Here is an 18,894-nt window from a genome sequence, read left to right as displayed (position 1 = left end):
ACTTTCCTACTTCGAAAACAATTTAAAAATGGCACTAAAATCATCACTGCCTGCACCTTGGTGCTGCATCATAGTGTATAAATTTTTAGCCATTGAGCCCATTGGCGTCAGTGAATTACTTTGTTGCGCTGCTTCCATAGCAAGGCCTAAGTCTTTAGCCATTAAATCGACCATAAAGCCGGGTTTATAGTCGTTACTAGCTGGTGCGGTTTCCATAACACCTGGGCAGGGGTTATAAAGTTCTAACGTCCAGTTACGACCCGAACTTGCGCTCATTATGTCGCTGAGTACTTTTGCGTCGAGGCCGTTATTAATGCCCATTTGAATGGCTTCACTGGTGCCTGCCATTAAAATACTCAACAGCATATTGTTACATATTTTGGCAACTTGCCCAGCACCAATATCACCAGCATGGAATATGTTTTTACCCATATCGACTAATACAATATTGGCTTTATCGAATGCAGCTTGCTCACCACCAACGATAAACGTAAGCGTTCCTGCTGTTGCACCTGCTACACCACCCGATACCGGTGCATCAACAAACGCAATACCTTGCTCACTTAGGGCATGGCCAACGTCACGTGCTGATTGTGCATCTATAGTTGAACAATCAATCACTAAGGTACTTTTACTCAGTACTTTAATTAAACCCGATTGCTCGTCTGTGCCTAAATAAAGTGATTTAACATGTTTGCTTGCCGGTAGCATGCTAATTAGCACATCAGCCTCGTGAGCACAGTCACTGGCGCTTTGCGCCGCACTAGCCCCATGATTCACAAGCTCTTTCACGGCCTCTGCACTTAAGTCAAACACGCGCACACTGTGGCCTGCTTTAACTAAGTTTGCTGCCATTGGGCCGCCCATGTTTCCTAAACCAATAAATCCTATATTAAGTTTACTCATCGCTTTACCCTTGTAAATTTAGTTGTGAAAAGTACGGCTCTAGCGGATGTTGCTCGCCAAAGCGGTTTGCAAAAAAGCTCTCTACTACTTCTTTTGGTACATCAGCTAACGATTTAAACTGCCACTGTGGCGCACCATCTTTATCGATTAGTAAGGCACGTACACCTTCTTGAAACTCGCCCACTTCACCGGCACGAACCGACATGCCCAATTCCATTTTAAAACACTCAGCTAAGTTTTTACCTTTGCTATGTTTGAGCTGCTCACTTACTAAGGCACAACTTAATGGGCAACCATGCGCCAACGATTTTTGTGCGCGTTGTAGCCATTTATCATCAGTGTTTAGATTTAAAATGTAATCTACCTGCTGCTGTAACGTGTCAAACTCGCCAAGCTTTTGAATCAAGCTTAAGTTTGCTTTTAAATTGCCTTTTGGCATACGGCTAGAGTTGTTATCTAACTCAATAAGCAAGGTACTTAGCTTGTCGTGATTTAAACTTGCTGTTTTACCCCATTTAGTATTGAGTAATGCTTCAACAAGCTCTGGGTACTTGTCGGCATTTACAAAGTGATCGGCAAGCGATACAAGCTTAGCGTCTTCACAATTTATAGATGCCGAGGTCAGCCCTAAAAACAAACCAACATGGGCGGGCATTTTATGTAAAAAATAACTGCCGCCTACATCAGGGTAAAGCCCAATAGTTTGCTCTGGCATGGCAATGCGTGATGTTTCGGTAACCACACGGTGGCTAGCACCGGCCATTAAACCTAAACCGCCGCCCATTACAATCCCGTTACCCCACACTAAAATGGGTTTGTTGTAACAGTGAATTAGATAATCGAGCTGATACTCTTGAGTAAAAAATTCTTCAACCAGTGACGTTGGTTTACCTTCGCTCATGGCTTTGTGCAAACTCACTACATCGCCACCGGCACAAAATGCTTTTTCACCAGCGCCTTTAAGAACCACTAATGCAATGTTATCGTCTTTGTCCCATTGCTGTAGTTGCGGCTCGAGTAAGCTGATCATTTCAAAATTAAGGGCATTTAACGATTTAGGCGCATTTAAGGTTGCAAAACCAATGAGTCGGCCATTGTCTGTGGTTGCCGTTTCAAATACCACGGCAGCATCAGCTGAATTTAAACGAGTAAGTTCTGTCATTAGCCATTCACCCAAATAGCTTTACGTTTTTCTAAAAAGGCGTTCACGCCCTCTTGCTGATCTTCGGTATCAAATAAACCAACAAACAGTTCACGCTCCAGTGGCAATGTATTCGCCATTGGTTGATGACGCCCTTTTTGAATCAAGGTTTTACATGCAGCAACCGACGATGGACTTTGCTCTGCTACTTGGTTTGCCAGTTTTAATGCTGCGGCAAAACTTTCACCTTGTGCAACCACTTCTTCTACTAAACCAATTTGCAGGGCTTTATCGGCTTTTAAGCGCTCACCGCATAAAATCATGCGTTTTGCCCAGCCTTCACCTACGAGCCATGCTAAGTTTTGCGTTCCACCAGCACACGGTAATAAACCCACTTTTGCTTCAGGTAACGCCATTTGTGCTTGCTCTTCTGCAATACGAATATCACAAGCAAGCGCTACTTCAAGGCCGCCACCCATTGCATAGCCATTAATGGCTGCAACCGACACACCTCTAAAATTAGTTAGCGCTTCAAACGCGTCACCAAATACACGTGACATATCTGCAGCTACACCTTTATCGCCACTGGCAAATACATTGAGGTCGGCACCGGCGCTAAAAAACTTCTCGCCTTCACCAGTCAGTACTAACGCATAAATATTTTTATTGGTATTTAATTGGTTAACCGTGTCTTTAAGCGCCACTAAGGTGTCTTTCGTCCAGGTATTCGCTGGCGGATTCGACATGGTTAAAATAGCTACATGGCCTTCAATAGTTAACTCAATGCTAGGATTTGACATACTAATCTCCTTATAAAACTTCGCTGGCTGATTCGGCTAAGATACGACGCGCAATAATCACACGCATAATTTCGTTAGTGCCCTCAAGAATTTGATGAACACGTACATCTCTAACATGGCGCTCAAGCGGGTATTCTTTTATGTATCCGTAGCCACCGTGAATTTGCAGCGCGTCATTACAAACAGTAAAACCTACATCGGTTGCAAAGCGTTTAGCCATAGCACAATAAGTGGTTTTTTCACTGTCGTTAGTATCAAGTTTAAACGCCGCGAGTCGCACCATTTGGCGTGCTGCTACAAGCTCGGTATTCATATCAGCAATTTTAAATTGTAGCGCTTGAAACGCAGCCAATGGCTTACCAAATTGGGTACGCTCTTTTAAATACTCACGTGCGGTATTAAGTGCCGCTTGTGCTGTACCAATAGAGCAAGTGGCAATATTAATACGGCCGCCGTCTAAACCTTGCATTGCAAATTTAAAGCCTTCACCTTCTTGGCCTAATAAGTTTGCGGCTGGAATACGCACATCTTCAAAGCTAATTAAACGTGTGGGCTGTGCATTCCACCCCATTTTTTCTTCTGCTTTACCGTATTCAACGCCTTGTGCATCTGCAGGTACAACAAAAGCCGAAATACCACCAGGACCGTCGGCTCCCGTACGCGCCATGACTACTAATATTTCGGTTTCACCAGCGCCTGAAATAAACATTTTTGAGCCGTTAATAACATACTCATCGCCATCGCGAACTGCTTTAGTTTTTAATGACGCAGCATCAGAGCCAGAGCCTGGCTCAGTTAAACAGTAAGAGGCTAACAACTCACCCATTACTAATTGTTCAACATATTGCTCTTTTACGGTATCGGTCGCAAAACTGGCTATCATCCAGGTTGCCATATTATGAATAGTTAACATGGCCGTTGTTGCGGTACAGCCCATCGCCAGCTGTTCAAAAATAATGCTTGAATCTAAGCGAGATAAACCTAAGCCACCGGCTTCTTCTGGGGTGTATAAACCACAAAAACCTAGCTCACCAGCGGCTTTAATTGTGTCTTTAGGAAAAATATGTTCGCGGTCCCACTTGGCAGCGTGTGGTGCTAGTTCAGACTCTGCGAATTGGCGAGCGGTTTGCGCAAAGGCTTGTTGATCTTCAGATAAGTTAAAGTCCATGGTAGACCTCTTGTTGTGTTTTGTTTGTTGTCGGTGCATCCCATAACGGGAGTAATTAGTGAGGAGCGACAACACGGTGTGTTGTGCCCCTCTTTTTTATTAATTATTCAGTGCAATATTATTTAAGATTAATACTCATGTTTGGACCTGAGGCAATGTCATCCTCAAACCAACGAGAAGTAATGGTTTTGGTTTCTGTGTAAAAACGAATACCTTGTTTACCGTATGTATGCGTATCGCCATAAAATGAGCCTTTCCAGCCAGTAAACGAGAAAAATGGCAACGGCACAGGAATAGGCACATTAATACCCACTTGACCCACTTCAATTTCGTGTTGGAACTTACGTGCAGCTGCACCACTTGATGTAAATAATGAGGTACCGTTACCGTAAGGGCTTTCGTTAATAAGGGCGATGGCTTCTTCAAGCGTATCTACAAACATACACGCCAGTACTGGGCCAAAAATCTCTTCTTTGTACAAGTTCATCTCTTTGGTTACATCAGTAAATAACGTTGGGCCTATCCAGTTACCTTGCTCAAACCCTTCAACAGTAAAGTCAGAGCCATCAATTAAACAGGTTGCGCCTTGCGCTTTACCATCGGCAATCAATGATAAAATACGCGCTTTTGCAGCTGGTGATGTTTGCGGACCATATGCAGCGTCTGCATCATCCCATACACCTGGGCGTACACCTTCAAAGCCAGCTTTAATTTCATCAACCCAGTCTTTTGCTTGGCCAACAAATACCGCCACTGAAATACCCATACAACGCTGGCCTGCCGCACCAACCGATGCGCCTACTAAGTTATTAACTACGTGAGACTTGCTTGCATCAGGCATAATTACCATGTGGTTTTTAGCGCCCACACAGGCTTGCACACGTTTTAGATGTTGTGTGCCTTTAGAATAAATGTATGCACCTACGCCACATGAACCTACAAATGAAATAGCGCGAACCGCTTTGTCTTCTAATAAACGGTCTACTTGTGGTTTGGTACCGTGCACAACTTGTAAAACACCCTTTGGTGCACCCGCTTCAATAAATAGCTCAGCTAAACGCATTGGCGTAAGTGGGTCTTGCTCAGAGGGTTTTAAAATAAAGGTGTTACCGCACACAATTGCCAGTGGGAACATCCAAAGTGGGATCATGGCCGGAAAATTAAATGGGGTAATACCTGCACATACACCCAGTGGCTGCATATATGAATAGGTATCGATTTTACGCGCTACGTTTTCCATCGTCTCGCCCATCATTAATGATGGTGCATTAGCAGCTTGCTCGACTACTTCAATACCACGCCACACATCGCCTTTTGCATCTTCAAATGTTTTACCTAGCTCATGACAAATAATAGTGGCTAATTCATCATGGTTTTCTTTTAATAGCGCTGCGTATTTCATCATAATGCGCGCACGTTCTGTAATTGGTACGTCTTTCCACGTTTTAAACGTTTCGCTGGCAGAGGCAATAGCCGCGTCCATTTCAGCGTCTGTAGCACAAGGTACTTGCGCTAACACTTCTTGATTAGCAGGATTTACAACATCAATTAGTTCATTTGAAGTTGATTGAATAAATTCGCCGTTAATGAGTAAGGGTACTTGGTGCATAATTAAAATCCTATTGATTAAATTGGGTACCGCAGCGTTTTTGTTATAGTTGCTGCGGCTTTATTATTAGTTAAAGTGCTTCTACGGCCATAGCAACGGCTTCACCGCCACCAATACATAAAGAGGCTACGCCCTTTTTAAGACCCCGGTTTTTAAGTGCATGGATAAGTGTTACTAAAATACGCGCACCGCTGGCACCAATAGGATGACCCAATGCACAAGCGCCACCGTTAACATTAACTTTGTTCTCATCAAGCTTTAACTCGTTAATAGCTAGCATGGTAACCATGGCAAACGCTTCGTTAATTTCCCATAGGTCAACATCTGCGGTTGTCCACCCTGCTTTTTCAAGCACACTGTTCATTGCACCAACAGGCGCTACGGTAAATTCACTGGGTTTTTGAGAATGCGTGCTGTGAGCAACAATTTTGCACAGTGGTGTTAAACCTTCTGCTTTTGCTTTTGATTCGCTCATTAAAATCAGTGCTGCGCCACCATCTGAAATAGACGATGAGTTTGCCGCAGTAATGGTGCCGTCTTTTTTAAATGCAGCTCTTAAGCTTGGAATTTTTTCAGGTCGTGCGTTGCCAGGTTGCTCATCGATTGAAACGGTGATGTCACCCTTACGCGTTTTTATAGTGTGCGGAGTAATCTCGTTCTCAAAGCTACCATTTTCAATTGCAGCTTTTGCTTTAGTCAGTGAGCTTAATGCAAAATTATCCATTTGCTCACGACCAATACCGTATTCATCGGCTGTGTCTTGAGCAAAACAACCCATTGCTTTATTGTCGTAAGCATCTTCAAGGCCATCGCTCATCATATGATCTTTTATTTCACCATGTCCCATACGCATACCGCCACGGGCTTTAGGAATAAAGTAAGGCGCATTGGTCATGCTTTCCATACCACCAGCGATTGCTGATTCAATAGAACCCGCCTTAATTAAATCATTCGCTAACATCGCTGCTTTTAAACCCGAGCCACATACTTTATTAATAGTGGTAGCACCGGTGCTAAGTGCAAGCCCCGCTTTAAGCATTGCTTGACGTGCAGGCGCTTGGCCTAAGCCAGCTGGTAATACACAGCCCATAATCACTTCATCAATTGCATCATTGCTTAAACCCGTTTGAGCAAGTGCACCTGCAATAGCTGTAGCACCTAGTTCAGTAGACTGCGCATCACTTAGTGCGCCCATAAATCCACCCATTGGGGTGCGTTTTGCTGCTACAATTACAACGCTTTCGAAAGACATAAAAGGCTCCATTTTCAATTAACGCAAACATGTTTTATTATGTTTAGCTTAATGTTTAAACTAATCTGATAAATACGAGCATACATAAAATTTACGTTTACGCCAACGTAAATCTAAAATCAACTTTCTAATTAGTGTGAAAACTGTAAAGCAAGCTTGCTAAAAATGTATGACAACCTCCACAAATGGCTTATAACGTTTATAAACACTCAACTTCTACTGTAAATCCGCATTTATTTTGTACGTCTAAAGTATAACAACCAGATCGCACTTTACCTTTACGTAAACTTCACTTATATTGGTGATATTCGAATGAGGTAAACATTACAATGAAATCAGATAATCAAACAAACTTTGCAAATTCAGCCAATGAGCCGGCTAAAAACGAACAAACTTTTAGTATCAGCGAATTAGCGAAAGAATTTGATATTACCACTCGCTCTATTCGCTTTTACGAAGACCAAGGGCTTATATCACCAGAGCGCAACGGCCAAACTCGTATTTACTCAAAGCGCGATAAAGTGCGCCTAAAGTTAATACTACGTGGTAAACGTTTAGGGTTTACCTTGGCTGAAACCGGTCGTTTGTTTGAACTTTATGATGCAGACAAATCAAGCGCTAAACAGTTAGTTACTATGCTTGACCTCATCAGCGAAAAAAAGGCCGACCTATCTCAACAAATGGACGACATTAAAGTTGTACTAATGGAGTTGGTTACCGCAGAACGTCGTTGTCGCGACACGCTTAGTAAAATAGATGAATAAAATATAATAAACATCATCAAACACACAGGAATGAATCATGAGCACTATTTCACTATATAAAGAAATGAATTTTGGTCTTGGCGAAACAGCGGACATGATCCGCAGTCATGTTAATAGCTTCGCAAGTCAAGAAATTGCCCCACTAGCTGAAAAAACAGACCTTGATAATGCGTTTCCCAATCAACTTTGGCCGCAAATGGGTGAAATGGGCGTTTTAGGCATGACCGTCGATGAAGAATTTGGTGGTGCGGGTTTAGGTTATTTAGAGCACGTTATTGCCATGGAAGAAATTAGCCGTGCAAGTGCCTCTATTGGCTTAAGCTACGGTGCGCATTCAAACCTGTGTGTTAATCAAATAAACCGTAATGGCTCACAAGCACAAAAAGAAAAATACTTACCTAAATTAATTAGCGGTGAACACATTGGTGCCTTGGCCATGAGTGAGCCTAACGCGGGCTCTGATGTTGTATCAATGAAACTTAAAGCCGAGAAAAAAGGCGATAAGTACATTTTAAACGGCAATAAAATGTGGATCACCAATGGCCCTGATGCCGATACCTTGGTTATTTACGCAAAAACAGATTTAAATGCCGGTGCTAAAGGTATTACCGCCTTTATTGTTGAGAAAACATTCCCGGGGTTTTCTACCGCACAAAAACTCGACAAACTCGGTATGCGCGGATCAAACACCTGTGAACTGGTATTTGATAACTGCGAAGTACCCGAAGAAAACATTTTAGGTAACTTAAACGAAGGCGTTAAGGTACTTATGAGCGGCCTTGATTACGAGCGAGTTGTTTTAGCTGCAGGCCCGTTAGGAATTATGCAAGCATGTATGGACATTGTGGTGCCTTACATTCATGAGCGTAAGCAGTTTGACAGTCCTATTGGTCAATTTCAGTTAATTCAAGGCAAAATTGCCGATATGTATACACAAATGAATGCAGCCCGCTCTTATGTGTACACAGTAGCAAAAGCCTGTGATCGCGGCGAAACCACCCGTAAAGACGCAGCTGGCGCAATTTTATACGCTGCAGAGCTTGCAACTAAAATGGCCCTTGATGCAATCCAAATTTTAGGCGGCAATGGCTACATAAACGAATACGCAACAGGGCGTTTACTTCGTGACGCTAAACTCTACGAAATTGGCGCAGGCACCTCAGAAATACGCCGCATGTTGATTGGCCGTGAATTATTTACTGAAAGCCGTTAAGGATTAATTTATGACGATTTTAAAATCGAGCGTTAATCCCCACGATCCTAGTTTTGTGCAAAACCACAAAAAAATGTCGGCGCTGGTGGATGATTTACGCGATAAAGTTGCCAATATTAGCTTAGGTGGTGGCGCTGCACTTAAAGAGCGCCATGAAAGCAGAGGAAAGCTGTTTGTTCGCGACCGTATCAGTACTTTATTAGATGAAGGCTCACCCTTTTTAGAAATATCGCAATTTGCTGCATTTGGTGTGTATGAACAAGAGATACCTTGTGCCGGTGTGGTTGCAGGTATTGGTCGCGTAAAAGGCGTTGAATGTATGGTGATTGCAAACGACGCGACAGTTAAAGGTGGCACCTATTTCCCGCTTACTGTTAAAAAGCATTTACGCGCACAAGATATTGCTGAGCGTTGCCACTTACCGTGTATTTACTTAGTTGATTCTGGTGGTGCTAATTTGCCAGAGCAAGACGATGTATTTCCAGACAAACTGCATTTTGGGCGTATTTTTTACAATCAAGCACGTATGTCGGGTAAAGGCATTCCACAAATTGCAGTGGTTATGGGCTTATGTACCGCAGGTGGTGCGTATGTGCCTGCTATGGCCGATGAAAGTATTATTGTAAAAGAGCAAGGCACTATATTTTTAGCAGGTCCACCACTGGTAAAAGCGGCAACCGGTGAAGAAGTCACCGCAGAAGAGCTTGGCGGCGCCGATGTTCATTGTAAAACATCGGGTGTGGCCGATCATTACGCTGAAAATGATGCGCATGCATTATCAATTGCACGCCAATGTATAGAGCGAATTAATTACACACGTCCTACCGCCCCATTATTAGATGACGTAAAAGCTCCACGATACGATATTAACGAGCTTTACGGCATTGTTGGTACTGATCTTAAAAAGCCATTTGATGTGCGTGAAGTAATAGCCCGCACTGTCGATGACTCGTCTTTTGATGAATTTAAACGTTACTTTGGCGAAACACTAGTGACAGGCTTTGCCAGCATTTATGGTAACCCTGTGGGCATAGTGGCTAACAACGGTATTTTATTTAGTGAGTCAGCGCAAAAAGGCGCGCACTTTATTCAGCTGTGTGCTCAGCGCAACATTCCATTGGTATTTTTACAAAACATTACAGGCTTTATGGTCGGTAAAAAATACGAAGCCGAAGGCATTGCTAAACATGGCGCTAAAATGGTGATGGCGGTATCGTGTGCTGATGTACCAAAATTCACCGTGCTTATTGGTGGCTCTTATGGCGCCGGCAATTATGGAATGTGTGGCCGTGCATTTGAACCGACCATGATGTGGATGTGGCCAAATGCCCGTATTTCAGTCATGGGTGGTGAGCAAGCTGCAGGTGTTATGGCACAAGTTAAACAAGATGGATTAGCCCGTAAAGGCGAAAGCATGAGCGAGCAAGAAGTTAGCGATTTTAAAAAGCCAATTATTAGCCAATACGAACAACAAGGTCATCCTTATTATGCCAGTGCCCGCTTATGGGACGATGGCATTATAGACCCTATCGATACACGTAATGTGTTGGGGCTTGCATTAACTGCAGCTAAAAATGCACCACAGCGTGAGTCTAAGTTTGGCGTATTTAGAATGTAACCGGAGCGCACAATGTCAGTAACACTACAAATAACAAAATCTAATGTGGCTGTACTCGTTTTAAGCCGCCCAGAAAAACGTAATGCGTTTAATAGCGACGTTATCCATGAGCTTATTCAATGTATTGAACATGCTAATACGCTCGATATTCGTGCCTTAGTCCTCAAAACCGAAGGTAAACATTTTTCAGCCGGTGCCGACTTAGCCTGGATGAAATCGATGGCAGATAATAACTATAACGATAACCTAGCTGATTCAATGCAACTGGCTAAACTTATGCAAGTATTAGCACAGAGCCCACATCCTACAATTTGTGCGGTACAAGGTGCCGCCTTTGGTGGAGCATTAGGGTTAATTGCCTGCTGTGATATTGCGCTTAGTAAAGACGATGCACAATTTTGTTTAAGTGAAGTTAAACTTGGGCTAATACCTGCCGTGATCAGCCCTTATGTGATTAAGGCCATTGGTGAACGTGCTGCACGAAGATATTTTTTAACTGCAGAGGTTTTTGATGCCCATACCGCAAAGCAACTGGGTTTAGTGCATCAAATTACTGGGAACTTAGAAACAGCCCTCGATAATTTGCTGCAAACCTTGATTGATAACGGCCCTATTGCCGTTAAAGCCGCAAAAGCACTTATTAACGATGTTGCCAATAAAGAGATAAACGAGGAGCTAATTGCACTGACTGCAGAGCGTATAGCTAAAATTCGTGTATCAACTGAAGGCCAAGAAGGACTGAGCGCCTTTTTTGATAAACGCCCTCCCCAATGGCAACTCTAGGACGCATTATGAACACAGTACAATTACAAAAAATTCTGATTGCTAACCGTGGCGAAATTGCCTGTCGTATTATGCGCACCGCAAAGCAAATGGGCTTAACCACGGTTGCGGTGTATTCAGATGCAGATAAAAACGCGCAACATGTAAAAATGGCCGACGAAGCCTACCATATTGGTGCTGCGCCAAGTAAAGATTCATACCTAGTCGCAGATAAAATTTTGCAGGTTGCTAAAGCCAGTGGCGCTGATTGCATTCATCCAGGCTACGGCTTTTTATCAGAAAACAGTGAATTTGCTAAAGCCTGTGAAGCCCATAACATTGCTTTTATTGGCCCACCAGCAACGAGTATTGAAGCAATGGGCTCAAAAACCCGTGCTAAAGAAATAATGGCCGCGGCAAACGTTCCTTTAGTACCTGGTTACTATGGTGATAAACAAGACCCTGCTTTTTTGCAATCTGAGGCTGAAAAAATTGGTTACCCTGTTCTTATCAAAGCGGCCTTTGGCGGTGGCGGTAAAGGGATGCGAGTGGTAGAAAAGCCGAAAGACTTTATAACTGCACTTGAAGGCGCCCAACGTGAAGCCATTGCCGGTTTTGGTAACGATTTAGTGCTATTAGAGCGCTACGTTAATCAACCTCGCCATATTGAAGTACAAGTATTTGCAGATAATCACGGCAACTGTGTTTATTTGGGTGATCGTGACTGTTCGTTGCAACGCCGACACCAAAAAGTGATTGAAGAAGCCCCTGCTCCAGGTTTATCTGACGCGCTGCGTAAAGAAATGGGCGAAGCGGCTGTACGCTGTGCATTAGCCATTAATTACCGTGGTGCGGGTACTGTTGAGTTTTTACTTTGCGGTAATGAATTTTTCTTTATGGAAATGAACACTCGCCTGCAAGTAGAGCACCCAGTGACCGAAATGGTAACCGGTGTTGATTTAGTGAACTGGCAAATTAATATTGCGGGCGGGCAAACACTGCCGTTAAAGCAATCTGATATTCAACTGCAAGGCCATAGCTTTGAAGCGCGTATTTACGCCGAAGACCCTGCAAATGACTTTATTCCGTGCTCAGGCACCATTGAAGCGCTACATGTCCCCGTTAATAGTGAATTTGTACGCATAGATACCGGGATTGCCCAAGGTGATGAAATAAGCCCCTACTACGACCCAATGATTGCAAAGTTAATTGTTCATGATGATAATCGCGAACAAGCGCTTTCTCGTTTGCAACAGGCGCTTGAGCAATTTCATTTAGCAGGCTTTAGTACCAATATTGGCTTTTTACATAACTTAGCTTGCCACGCAAGTTTTAAACAAGGCGCGCCAAGTACACACTTTATTGCTGAGCAAGGTGATTCACTCGCTGCAGTTGATGAGTCATTATTGCTATCAAGCCAGCTTATTGCCGCTTTTGCCTATTTAGAGTCGTTAAACACGCACCAAGCACAAAACAATAGTGCCAGCCCTTGGCAACAACTGAGTGGGTTTACTTTAAATGCACCGCAGGCAATTAAAATCCCATTTGTAGCTTTACCGCTAAGCGCCGTCAAAACAGCGCAGGGTTACAATGTGACACACAGCGCGGGCGTATACAGTGTACAAGGGACGCTAAATAATGGTGAGTGCTGCGTATTTATTAACGGTGAAAAGCACAGTGCGCATGTCAACATAACTGACAATGAAATTACTGTAATGAATAAAGCACTGCAAACTAAGATTGAATGTGTTGATAAACATTATATTAGTTCACACGAAAATGACGCGCTGCCGCTCGCTGCGCCACTCAATGGCACGGTAGTAAAACATTTAATTGAAGTAGGTAGCACTATCACCAAAGGTGATGCCGTTGTTATTATTGAAGCCATGAAAATGGAATATACACTTAATGCACCGCATGACGGCATATTACAGAGTTACTGCTTTGGTGAAGGTGAACTAGTTTCACACGGCGCACTGTTAGCCATTGTTGAAGATACGACTGTGCAGGAAGGTGCTTAATGAGTGCCTTTGCAAACAAAGTTCGTATTGTTGAAGTGGGTGCACGTGATGGTTTACAAAATGAAAAAACCGTCAGCACTGAAGATAAAGTAACACTTATTAATGCCCTCGCCGCCGCGGGATTAAAAGACATAGAAGCTGGTGCATTTGTATCTCCCAAATGGGTGCCACAAATGGCAGACTCAAGTGAGGTGATCAGTGCGCTTGACCTTCCAGAGATTAATTTAAGTGCCTTAACGCCAAATTTAAAAGGCGCACAAGCTGCGCATGCTGTTGGTATTAAAGAATTTGCTATATTTACGGCGGCCAGCGAAGCGTTTTGTCAAAAAAATATAAATTGTTCAATAGCGCAAAGTATTGATCGTTTTAGCGAGGTAATGACTTTTGCTAAAGCGAATAATATACGCGTTCGAGGCTATGTAAGCTGTGTTTTAGGCTGCCCTTATGAGGGAGACGTTGACCCTCAGGTTGTTTTAAACGTGGCACAAAAGTTATTAGCACTTGGCTGCTATGAAGTGAGCCTTGGCGATACTATTGGTGTCGGCACCGCAGGTAAAGTGACTGAGCTGCTTACATTGCTGCTCAAGCATATTGATAAAAGTAAGCTTGCAGTACACTTTCATGATACATATGGACAGGCGCTCACAAATATTTACGCTGCCTTAAGCCTTGGTATTTCAACGGTTGACGCTGCCGTTGCTGGCCTTGGTGGCTGCCCTTACGCTAAGGGTGCGTCAGGAAATGTTGCCACCGAAGATGTTGTTTACTTACTGCAAGGGCTTGGCATTGAACATGGAATTGATTTAAAAAGGCTTGCACAAGCAGGTTGGCAAATTACTAATGCGCTTAATAAACAGCCTGTTAGTAAAGTTTCAGTGGCATTACACACACAATAATTGCAATAGCATAGAATGAGGAGTCACTCATGGCCGGTTTTGATAAAGTAGTTTCGAGTTACGAAGCTGCAATGGAAGGTTTAAAAGACGGCGATACTATCATCGCTGGTGGTTTTGGTTTATGCGGTATTCCCGAGGGATTAATAGCCCAAATTAAAAAAATGCAAACCAAAGAGTTAACGGTCGTATCGAACAATTGCGGCGTTGATGACTTTGGTTTAGGACTTTTATTACAAGACAAACAAATTAAAAAAGTGGTTGCCTCTTATGTGGGCGAAAATGCTCTTTTTGAGCAACAACTACTGAATGGCGAAATTGATGTAGAGCTAACACCGCAAGGGACTCTAGCAGAAAAAATGCGTGCTGGTGGTGCCGGTATTCCTGCTTTTTATACCGCCACGGGTTACGGTACGCCAGTAGCTGAGGGTAAAGAAGTAAAAGAATTTAATGGTCGCCCTTATATTTTAGAAGAGTCAATCACGGGTGAATTTGCCATTGTAAAAGCATGGAAAGCAGACCGTTACGGTAATTTAGTATTTCGCCATACCGCAATGAACTTTAACCCAATGGCCGCAACCGCAGGTAAAATTACCGTTGCTGAAGTGGAAGAGATAGTTGAACCCGGTGAGCTAGAGCCAAGTCAAATTCATACCCCTGGCATTTTTGTAAATCGCGTGATCAAGGGCAACTTTGAAAAACGCATTGAACGTGTTACCACACGAGATTAAGCAGGAGTACTTAAAATGGCATTATCACGTGAACAAGTCGCAATGCGCGTCGCTCAAGAGCTACAAGATGGGTACTATGTTAATTTAGGCATAGGTATTCCGACACTCGTCGCAAACTATGTACCCGATGGCATAGAAGTTATGCTACAGTCCGAAAATGGCCTATTAGGTATGGGTGAATACCCAACCAAAGACACAGTAGATGCAGATATGATCAACGCGGGTAAAGAAACCGTGACGGCAGCTACCGGTGCAGCTATATTTAATAGTGCAGATAGTTTTGCCATGATACGGGGTGGTCATGTAGACTTAACGGTTCTGGGTGCATTTGAGGTAGACCAAAACGGGTCTATAGCCTCATGGATGATCCCTAAAAAATTAATAAAAGGCATGGGCGGAGCAATGGATTTAGTTGCTGGTGCAAAAAACATTATTGTTACTATGACCCATGCCAGTAAACACGGCGATTCTAAATTATTAGAAAGCTGTACATTACCGCTGACGGGCGTTAACTGTGTTAAAAAAATAGTAACCGATTTAGCCGTATTAGAAGTTAAAGACGGCGCATTTCATTTGCTAGAACGCGCACCAGGCGTATCAGTTGATGAAATTATTAGTAAAACGGCAGGTAAATTGCTTGTTGACGGTGATATTCCTGAGATGGTGTTTTAAACCACTCACAATTTCACCCTGTACCGACCTCATTCCCAGTGCCAATGGCGCTGAGTTACCCAAAATCCCTCGCAAGAGGGATTTTTTTTGCCTTTATTTTAGTTTTTGCACTATAGTGAGAATTTAACGCACCACTTAGGTGAATTCGCCCTAATAAAAAAATTAAATAACTGATATAGTTAACTTTTATTTTTGGTTTAATAATTGCCTGTAATAAGGTGATTGAAATAACTTTATATTGGATACCATGCAAACACCTATTCGCGGCCTTCGCTCTTTTTGTTTTGCCGCAAAAAGCTTAAGTTTTAAACATGCCGCCAAAGAGCTGTATTTAACGCCATCGGCGGTCAGCCATCAAATAAAGCAGCTAGAAGAGCAGCTGGGCATTGATTTATTTCAAAGGCAAACCCGTTCCATAAGCTTAACGCCAGCTGGAAAAAACTTTTTTGAAGCGATTTACCCCATTATAAATATGCTGGAAAGCACCATTACCGAATTTAGTCAGTTACAACAAAATGTAAATTTAACCATTACCCTGCCCGAGTTTTTTGCCAGTGAATTGCTAATGCCAAAACTGAGTGAGTGGACGAGTGAGCATCCTAATATTAATTTACACATGGACACCCTTAAAACGCGCAAAGAGCTGACTCGCCAAAGTGATTTATCAATCATTTTATCTTCAAGTAAACCGCTTGATGGGCTGGCTACTGAGTTATTTAATTTAGAATATATTCCAGCGTGTAATAAAAAGCTGCTCGATCAGTGGCAAAACGATCACTGCCAGGCGCTCAATCAAGTGCCGCTTATTGTTCATAAAGCACGGCCTTGGGCATGGCATCAATGGGCTGAAAAAGTCGGTATTGATGACTTTTCCCCTGCACAAATTATTCAAATAGATAGTATGTTTGGCGTTGCACGCGCTGCACAGCAAGGTATGGGCATTGCACTTATTCCTTTGCCAATAAGTCAAAGCTGGCTGGATGAGCAATGGCTTTACAAACTGTTTGAGCAACCACTAACAACAAAAGACAAATACTATTTAGTTCAGCATGGCTCAAGTACCGCTAATCACCCTCTCGATTTGTTTGCAAAATGGGTGATTAACACCTTTAGGCAAACTAAATAGCACATTCAATTAAGCGCTCCTTGTTGAGCGCTTATTAGTTAATTTTAAAGTGTGCAACTTTTATTTTTAAAATTCCCCTACCGGAAAAACAACAAAAGCGACTATTTATCAGTGCTTTACTTATTGGAAAAATCTAAAACCCCATAAGTTAGTTTTTTTCACTTATTAGTTTTGTTTTTATCGCTTGTCGAAATTGAGTAAAAGCTCTAAAGTTAACTCAACCAAACGGCAACACGCTAAAAAATATAAAACGTGTTACCAAAATCAGATTTCATTAGTTTGTAACAACGAGCTAGTAAAAAAGAATCTTTATTGTGTGTGAAGATGTTGTCAGTGTAAAAAACAGCTCAAGTTCGGTGGTGACTTAGCTTGAGTTGTTTTTATTTTTACCCTTACACCCGCCAATAAACTTAAGAATCTTTATTGTGTGTGAAGATGTTGTCAGTGTAAAAAACAACTCAAGTCCGGTGGTGACTGAGCTTGGGTTGTTTTTATTTTCATTCTCATCAACAACAATAAGCCAGAGTTAGTTTTGTACTAATACAACCCCCCGAATCTTTATTGTGTGTGAAGATGTTGTCAATTGAAATGCAGCGACCGTTAAGTATCTACTTAATCATCGCTGCTTTTTTTGCTTAAAATTTACTGTTTTCTGGCTACAAATTCTAAAACAGTCGCATTAATACAATATCTATCTTGCCCTCTAGGCCCCTCACCCGGAAATAAATGCCCTAAGTGAATACCGGTACTTTTAGACTTAAGCTCAATGCGCTGCATTCCCCAGCTATTATCTTCATGTTGCGTTACACTGTCTTTTATTGGGTGGGTAAATGAAAGCCAACCGGTGCCTGAGTTAAATCTATCGCGGGTATCAAATAATGGCTCACCGCTTAGTTTATCAATAAAGATGCCATCGGGCGTGTTTTTAAAAATAGCATATTCTTTGCAGTAAGGGCTGTCGGTTTTAGCATTAAAAGCCACCTTATAAGCTTCACTGTTGCCAAGCTTAAACGCACCTAATGCTTTATAAAATTGCTCTGGGTTCATGTAGCCTTGGCGAGAATAGACTTCAACCCCATTTTCTAAAAATAATATGGTAGGTGTAGCCCATGTTGCCGATTTAATCGTTAACCCATCAAGCTGATCAGCATGGCGGAAAGTCATTGGAATTGTGCCTTTATAATCATTGGCAACGGCCGCTTTAAACTTTTCGCAGTAAGGGCAATAACTTTGCGAGTCTAAAATAACAATCTGTTTGCCATTTAATAATGCAGTATTATCTACCTTAGGTTTATCACTTTGAGTAAATACAACGCCGGTTGAATGATCAGGGCAATAGCCGTTTGGATTTTTTTCAAGGTAATTTTGATGATACTCTTCAGCCGAATAAAAGCGCTCAAGTGGCTTTATTTGCGTCACTATTTTTCCATAATCGGCTTTACTTAATAATTGCTGATACTCACTCGTGACCGCTTTTGCGATGCTCGCTTGCTGATCGGTAGTGGTTAAAATAATAGAGCGATATTGCGTGCCTACATCATTACCTTGACGATTCTTTTGCGTTGGATCGTGGCTCTCATAGTAATTTTGCAACAGCTCTCTTGCTGAAATAATATTACTATTAAAGGTAACCTGCACCACTTCGGCGTAATTATCTTCATCAAAGCGACGGGATAACTTAGTGATATTTCTATAAGTTGGCTTAAACCCCCGGCCATCGGCGTAACCCGATTCAGCGTCTAACACACCATTAAGTGCTTCGTAGCGTTTTTCTGCACCCCAAAAACAGCCCGAACCCAGCACTATTTTTTCAACATGCATAGTTGCATCTAAATCAGTTGGTTTGATTATTTCATCTGACGATATAGCACTCATTGCACTTAGTAAGCCCACAATGGCAAACGCCGATAGTATTACCCGCTTAAACATACGATGACCTCTTAGTTTTAGTTACTCTAGGGTCTGTTGACCTTTCAAGGTTAAATTTGCAGCAGTTTGTTTGGTGTTTAGGCAAGGCAGAGCCTATGTGGTGTGGTTATTCCCCATAAATAGGCGATAACGGAGCATCAATGCCAAACAGGCGCTGCCCTTCGGGTTCTGCCTAGGAGCGATTTTAATCCGCAAAGGTCAACAGACCCTAAAGCAGACCTGTAAACTCAAGAATAAATTTCACACGCAATAAAACTTTACGAAGACGGGAATTTAATCGATCCGAGTT

The 18,894-nt window shown here is 42.5% G+C and carries 16 protein-coding genes; 9 read left to right on the top strand and 7 right to left on the bottom strand.

The genetic code is table 11. The annotated features are described in order from the left end of the window. Positions 1-6: 6 nt before the first annotated feature. The 6 genes from mmsB to QL986_RS00530 form a co-directional block, all read right to left on the bottom strand. On the bottom strand, positions 7-906 hold the full coding sequence (mmsB, locus tag QL986_RS00555) for a 3-hydroxyisobutyrate dehydrogenase (RefSeq protein WP_290190970.1): 900 nt from the start codon (positions 904-906) through the stop codon (positions 7-9). Between the two features lie 4 nt (positions 907-910). Next, complete coding sequence (locus QL986_RS00550) at positions 911-2,068, bottom strand: enoyl-CoA hydratase/isomerase family protein (protein WP_024600974.1); 1,158 nt, start codon at positions 2,066-2,068, stop codon at positions 911-913. Further along, positions 2,068-2,847, bottom strand: coding sequence for an enoyl-CoA hydratase (locus QL986_RS00545; RefSeq protein WP_024600975.1), 780 nt, complete (start codon positions 2,845-2,847; stop codon positions 2,068-2,070). Before QL986_RS00545 ends, QL986_RS00550 begins: the two co-directional genes overlap by 1 nt. A gap of 10 nt (positions 2,848-2,857) precedes the next feature. Further along, positions 2,858-4,015, bottom strand: coding sequence for an acyl-CoA dehydrogenase family protein (locus QL986_RS00540; protein WP_016899947.1), 1,158 nt, complete (start codon positions 4,013-4,015; stop codon positions 2,858-2,860). Positions 4,016-4,133: 118 nt separating this feature from the next. After that, complete coding sequence (locus QL986_RS00535; RefSeq protein WP_013464903.1) at positions 4,134-5,624, bottom strand: CoA-acylating methylmalonate-semialdehyde dehydrogenase; 1,491 nt, start codon at positions 5,622-5,624, stop codon at positions 4,134-4,136. 70 nt (positions 5,625-5,694) lie between these two features. After that, positions 5,695-6,876: an acetyl-CoA C-acyltransferase gene (locus QL986_RS00530; RefSeq protein WP_013464902.1), complete on the bottom strand. Its 1,182-nt coding sequence runs from the start codon at positions 6,874-6,876 to the stop codon at positions 5,695-5,697. 329 nt (positions 6,877-7,205) lie between these two features. Here QL986_RS00530 and QL986_RS00525 point away from each other — a divergent pair, with 329 nt between their 5' ends. The 9 genes from QL986_RS00525 (at position 7,206) to QL986_RS00485 (ending at position 16,676) form a co-directional block, all read left to right on the top strand. Continuing rightward, positions 7,206-7,640 (top strand): MerR family DNA-binding transcriptional regulator, encoded by a 435-nt coding sequence (locus QL986_RS00525; RefSeq protein WP_008114692.1) that lies wholly within the window; start codon positions 7,206-7,208, stop codon positions 7,638-7,640. Between the two features lie 37 nt (positions 7,641-7,677). Beyond that, on the top strand, positions 7,678-8,853 hold the full coding sequence (locus QL986_RS00520; protein ID WP_013464901.1) for an isovaleryl-CoA dehydrogenase: 1,176 nt from the start codon (positions 7,678-7,680) through the stop codon (positions 8,851-8,853). Positions 8,854-8,863: 10 nt separating this feature from the next. After that, positions 8,864-10,471, top strand: coding sequence for a carboxyl transferase domain-containing protein (locus QL986_RS00515; RefSeq protein WP_016899946.1), 1,608 nt, complete (start codon positions 8,864-8,866; stop codon positions 10,469-10,471). A 12-nt stretch (positions 10,472-10,483) separates the two neighbouring features. Beyond that, positions 10,484-11,254, top strand: a complete 771-nt coding sequence (locus QL986_RS00510; protein WP_016899945.1) for an enoyl-CoA hydratase/isomerase family protein — start codon at positions 10,484-10,486, stop codon at positions 11,252-11,254. Positions 11,255-11,262: 8 nt separating this feature from the next. Next, entirely contained in the window at positions 11,263-13,254 is a 1,992-nt protein-coding gene (locus QL986_RS00505; RefSeq protein ID WP_290190969.1) for an acetyl/propionyl/methylcrotonyl-CoA carboxylase subunit alpha, read from the top strand. Next, positions 13,254-14,150 (top strand): hydroxymethylglutaryl-CoA lyase, encoded by an 897-nt coding sequence (locus tag QL986_RS00500; RefSeq protein ID WP_013464897.1) that lies wholly within the window; start codon positions 13,254-13,256, stop codon positions 14,148-14,150. The genes QL986_RS00505 and QL986_RS00500 overlap by 1 nt, the downstream gene beginning before the upstream one ends. 29 nt (positions 14,151-14,179) lie before the next feature. Next, complete coding sequence (locus QL986_RS00495; protein WP_013464896.1) at positions 14,180-14,878, top strand: CoA transferase subunit A; 699 nt, start codon at positions 14,180-14,182, stop codon at positions 14,876-14,878. A 15-nt stretch (positions 14,879-14,893) separates the two neighbouring features. Continuing rightward, the gene (locus QL986_RS00490; RefSeq protein WP_013464895.1) at positions 14,894-15,550 is read left to right on the top strand and encodes a 3-oxoacid CoA-transferase subunit B; all 657 of its coding nucleotides are present in this window, start codon (positions 14,894-14,896) and stop codon (positions 15,548-15,550) included. A 247-nt stretch (positions 15,551-15,797) separates the two neighbouring features. Then, positions 15,798-16,676: a LysR family transcriptional regulator gene (locus tag QL986_RS00485; protein ID WP_013464894.1), complete on the top strand. Its 879-nt coding sequence runs from the start codon at positions 15,798-15,800 to the stop codon at positions 16,674-16,676. A 642-nt stretch (positions 16,677-17,318) separates the two neighbouring features. On the opposite strand, the gene msrA is transcribed toward QL986_RS00485, so the two are convergent. After that, positions 17,319-18,605 carry a peptide-methionine (S)-S-oxide reductase MsrA gene (msrA, locus tag QL986_RS00480; RefSeq protein ID WP_013464892.1) on the bottom strand — a complete coding sequence of 429 codons (1,287 nt, stop codon included), beginning with the start codon at positions 18,603-18,605 and terminating at the stop codon, positions 17,319-17,321. Between the last annotated feature and the right edge of the window lie 289 nt (positions 18,606-18,894).

The organism is Pseudoalteromonas sp. APC 3250 (genome assembly GCF_030407915.1).
Taxonomy (GTDB): Bacteria; Pseudomonadota; Gammaproteobacteria; order Enterobacterales; family Alteromonadaceae; genus Pseudoalteromonas; species Pseudoalteromonas tetraodonis.
Note: the sequence above shows the minus strand (reverse complement) of the source record. Positions and strands in the feature narration are given on the sequence as shown.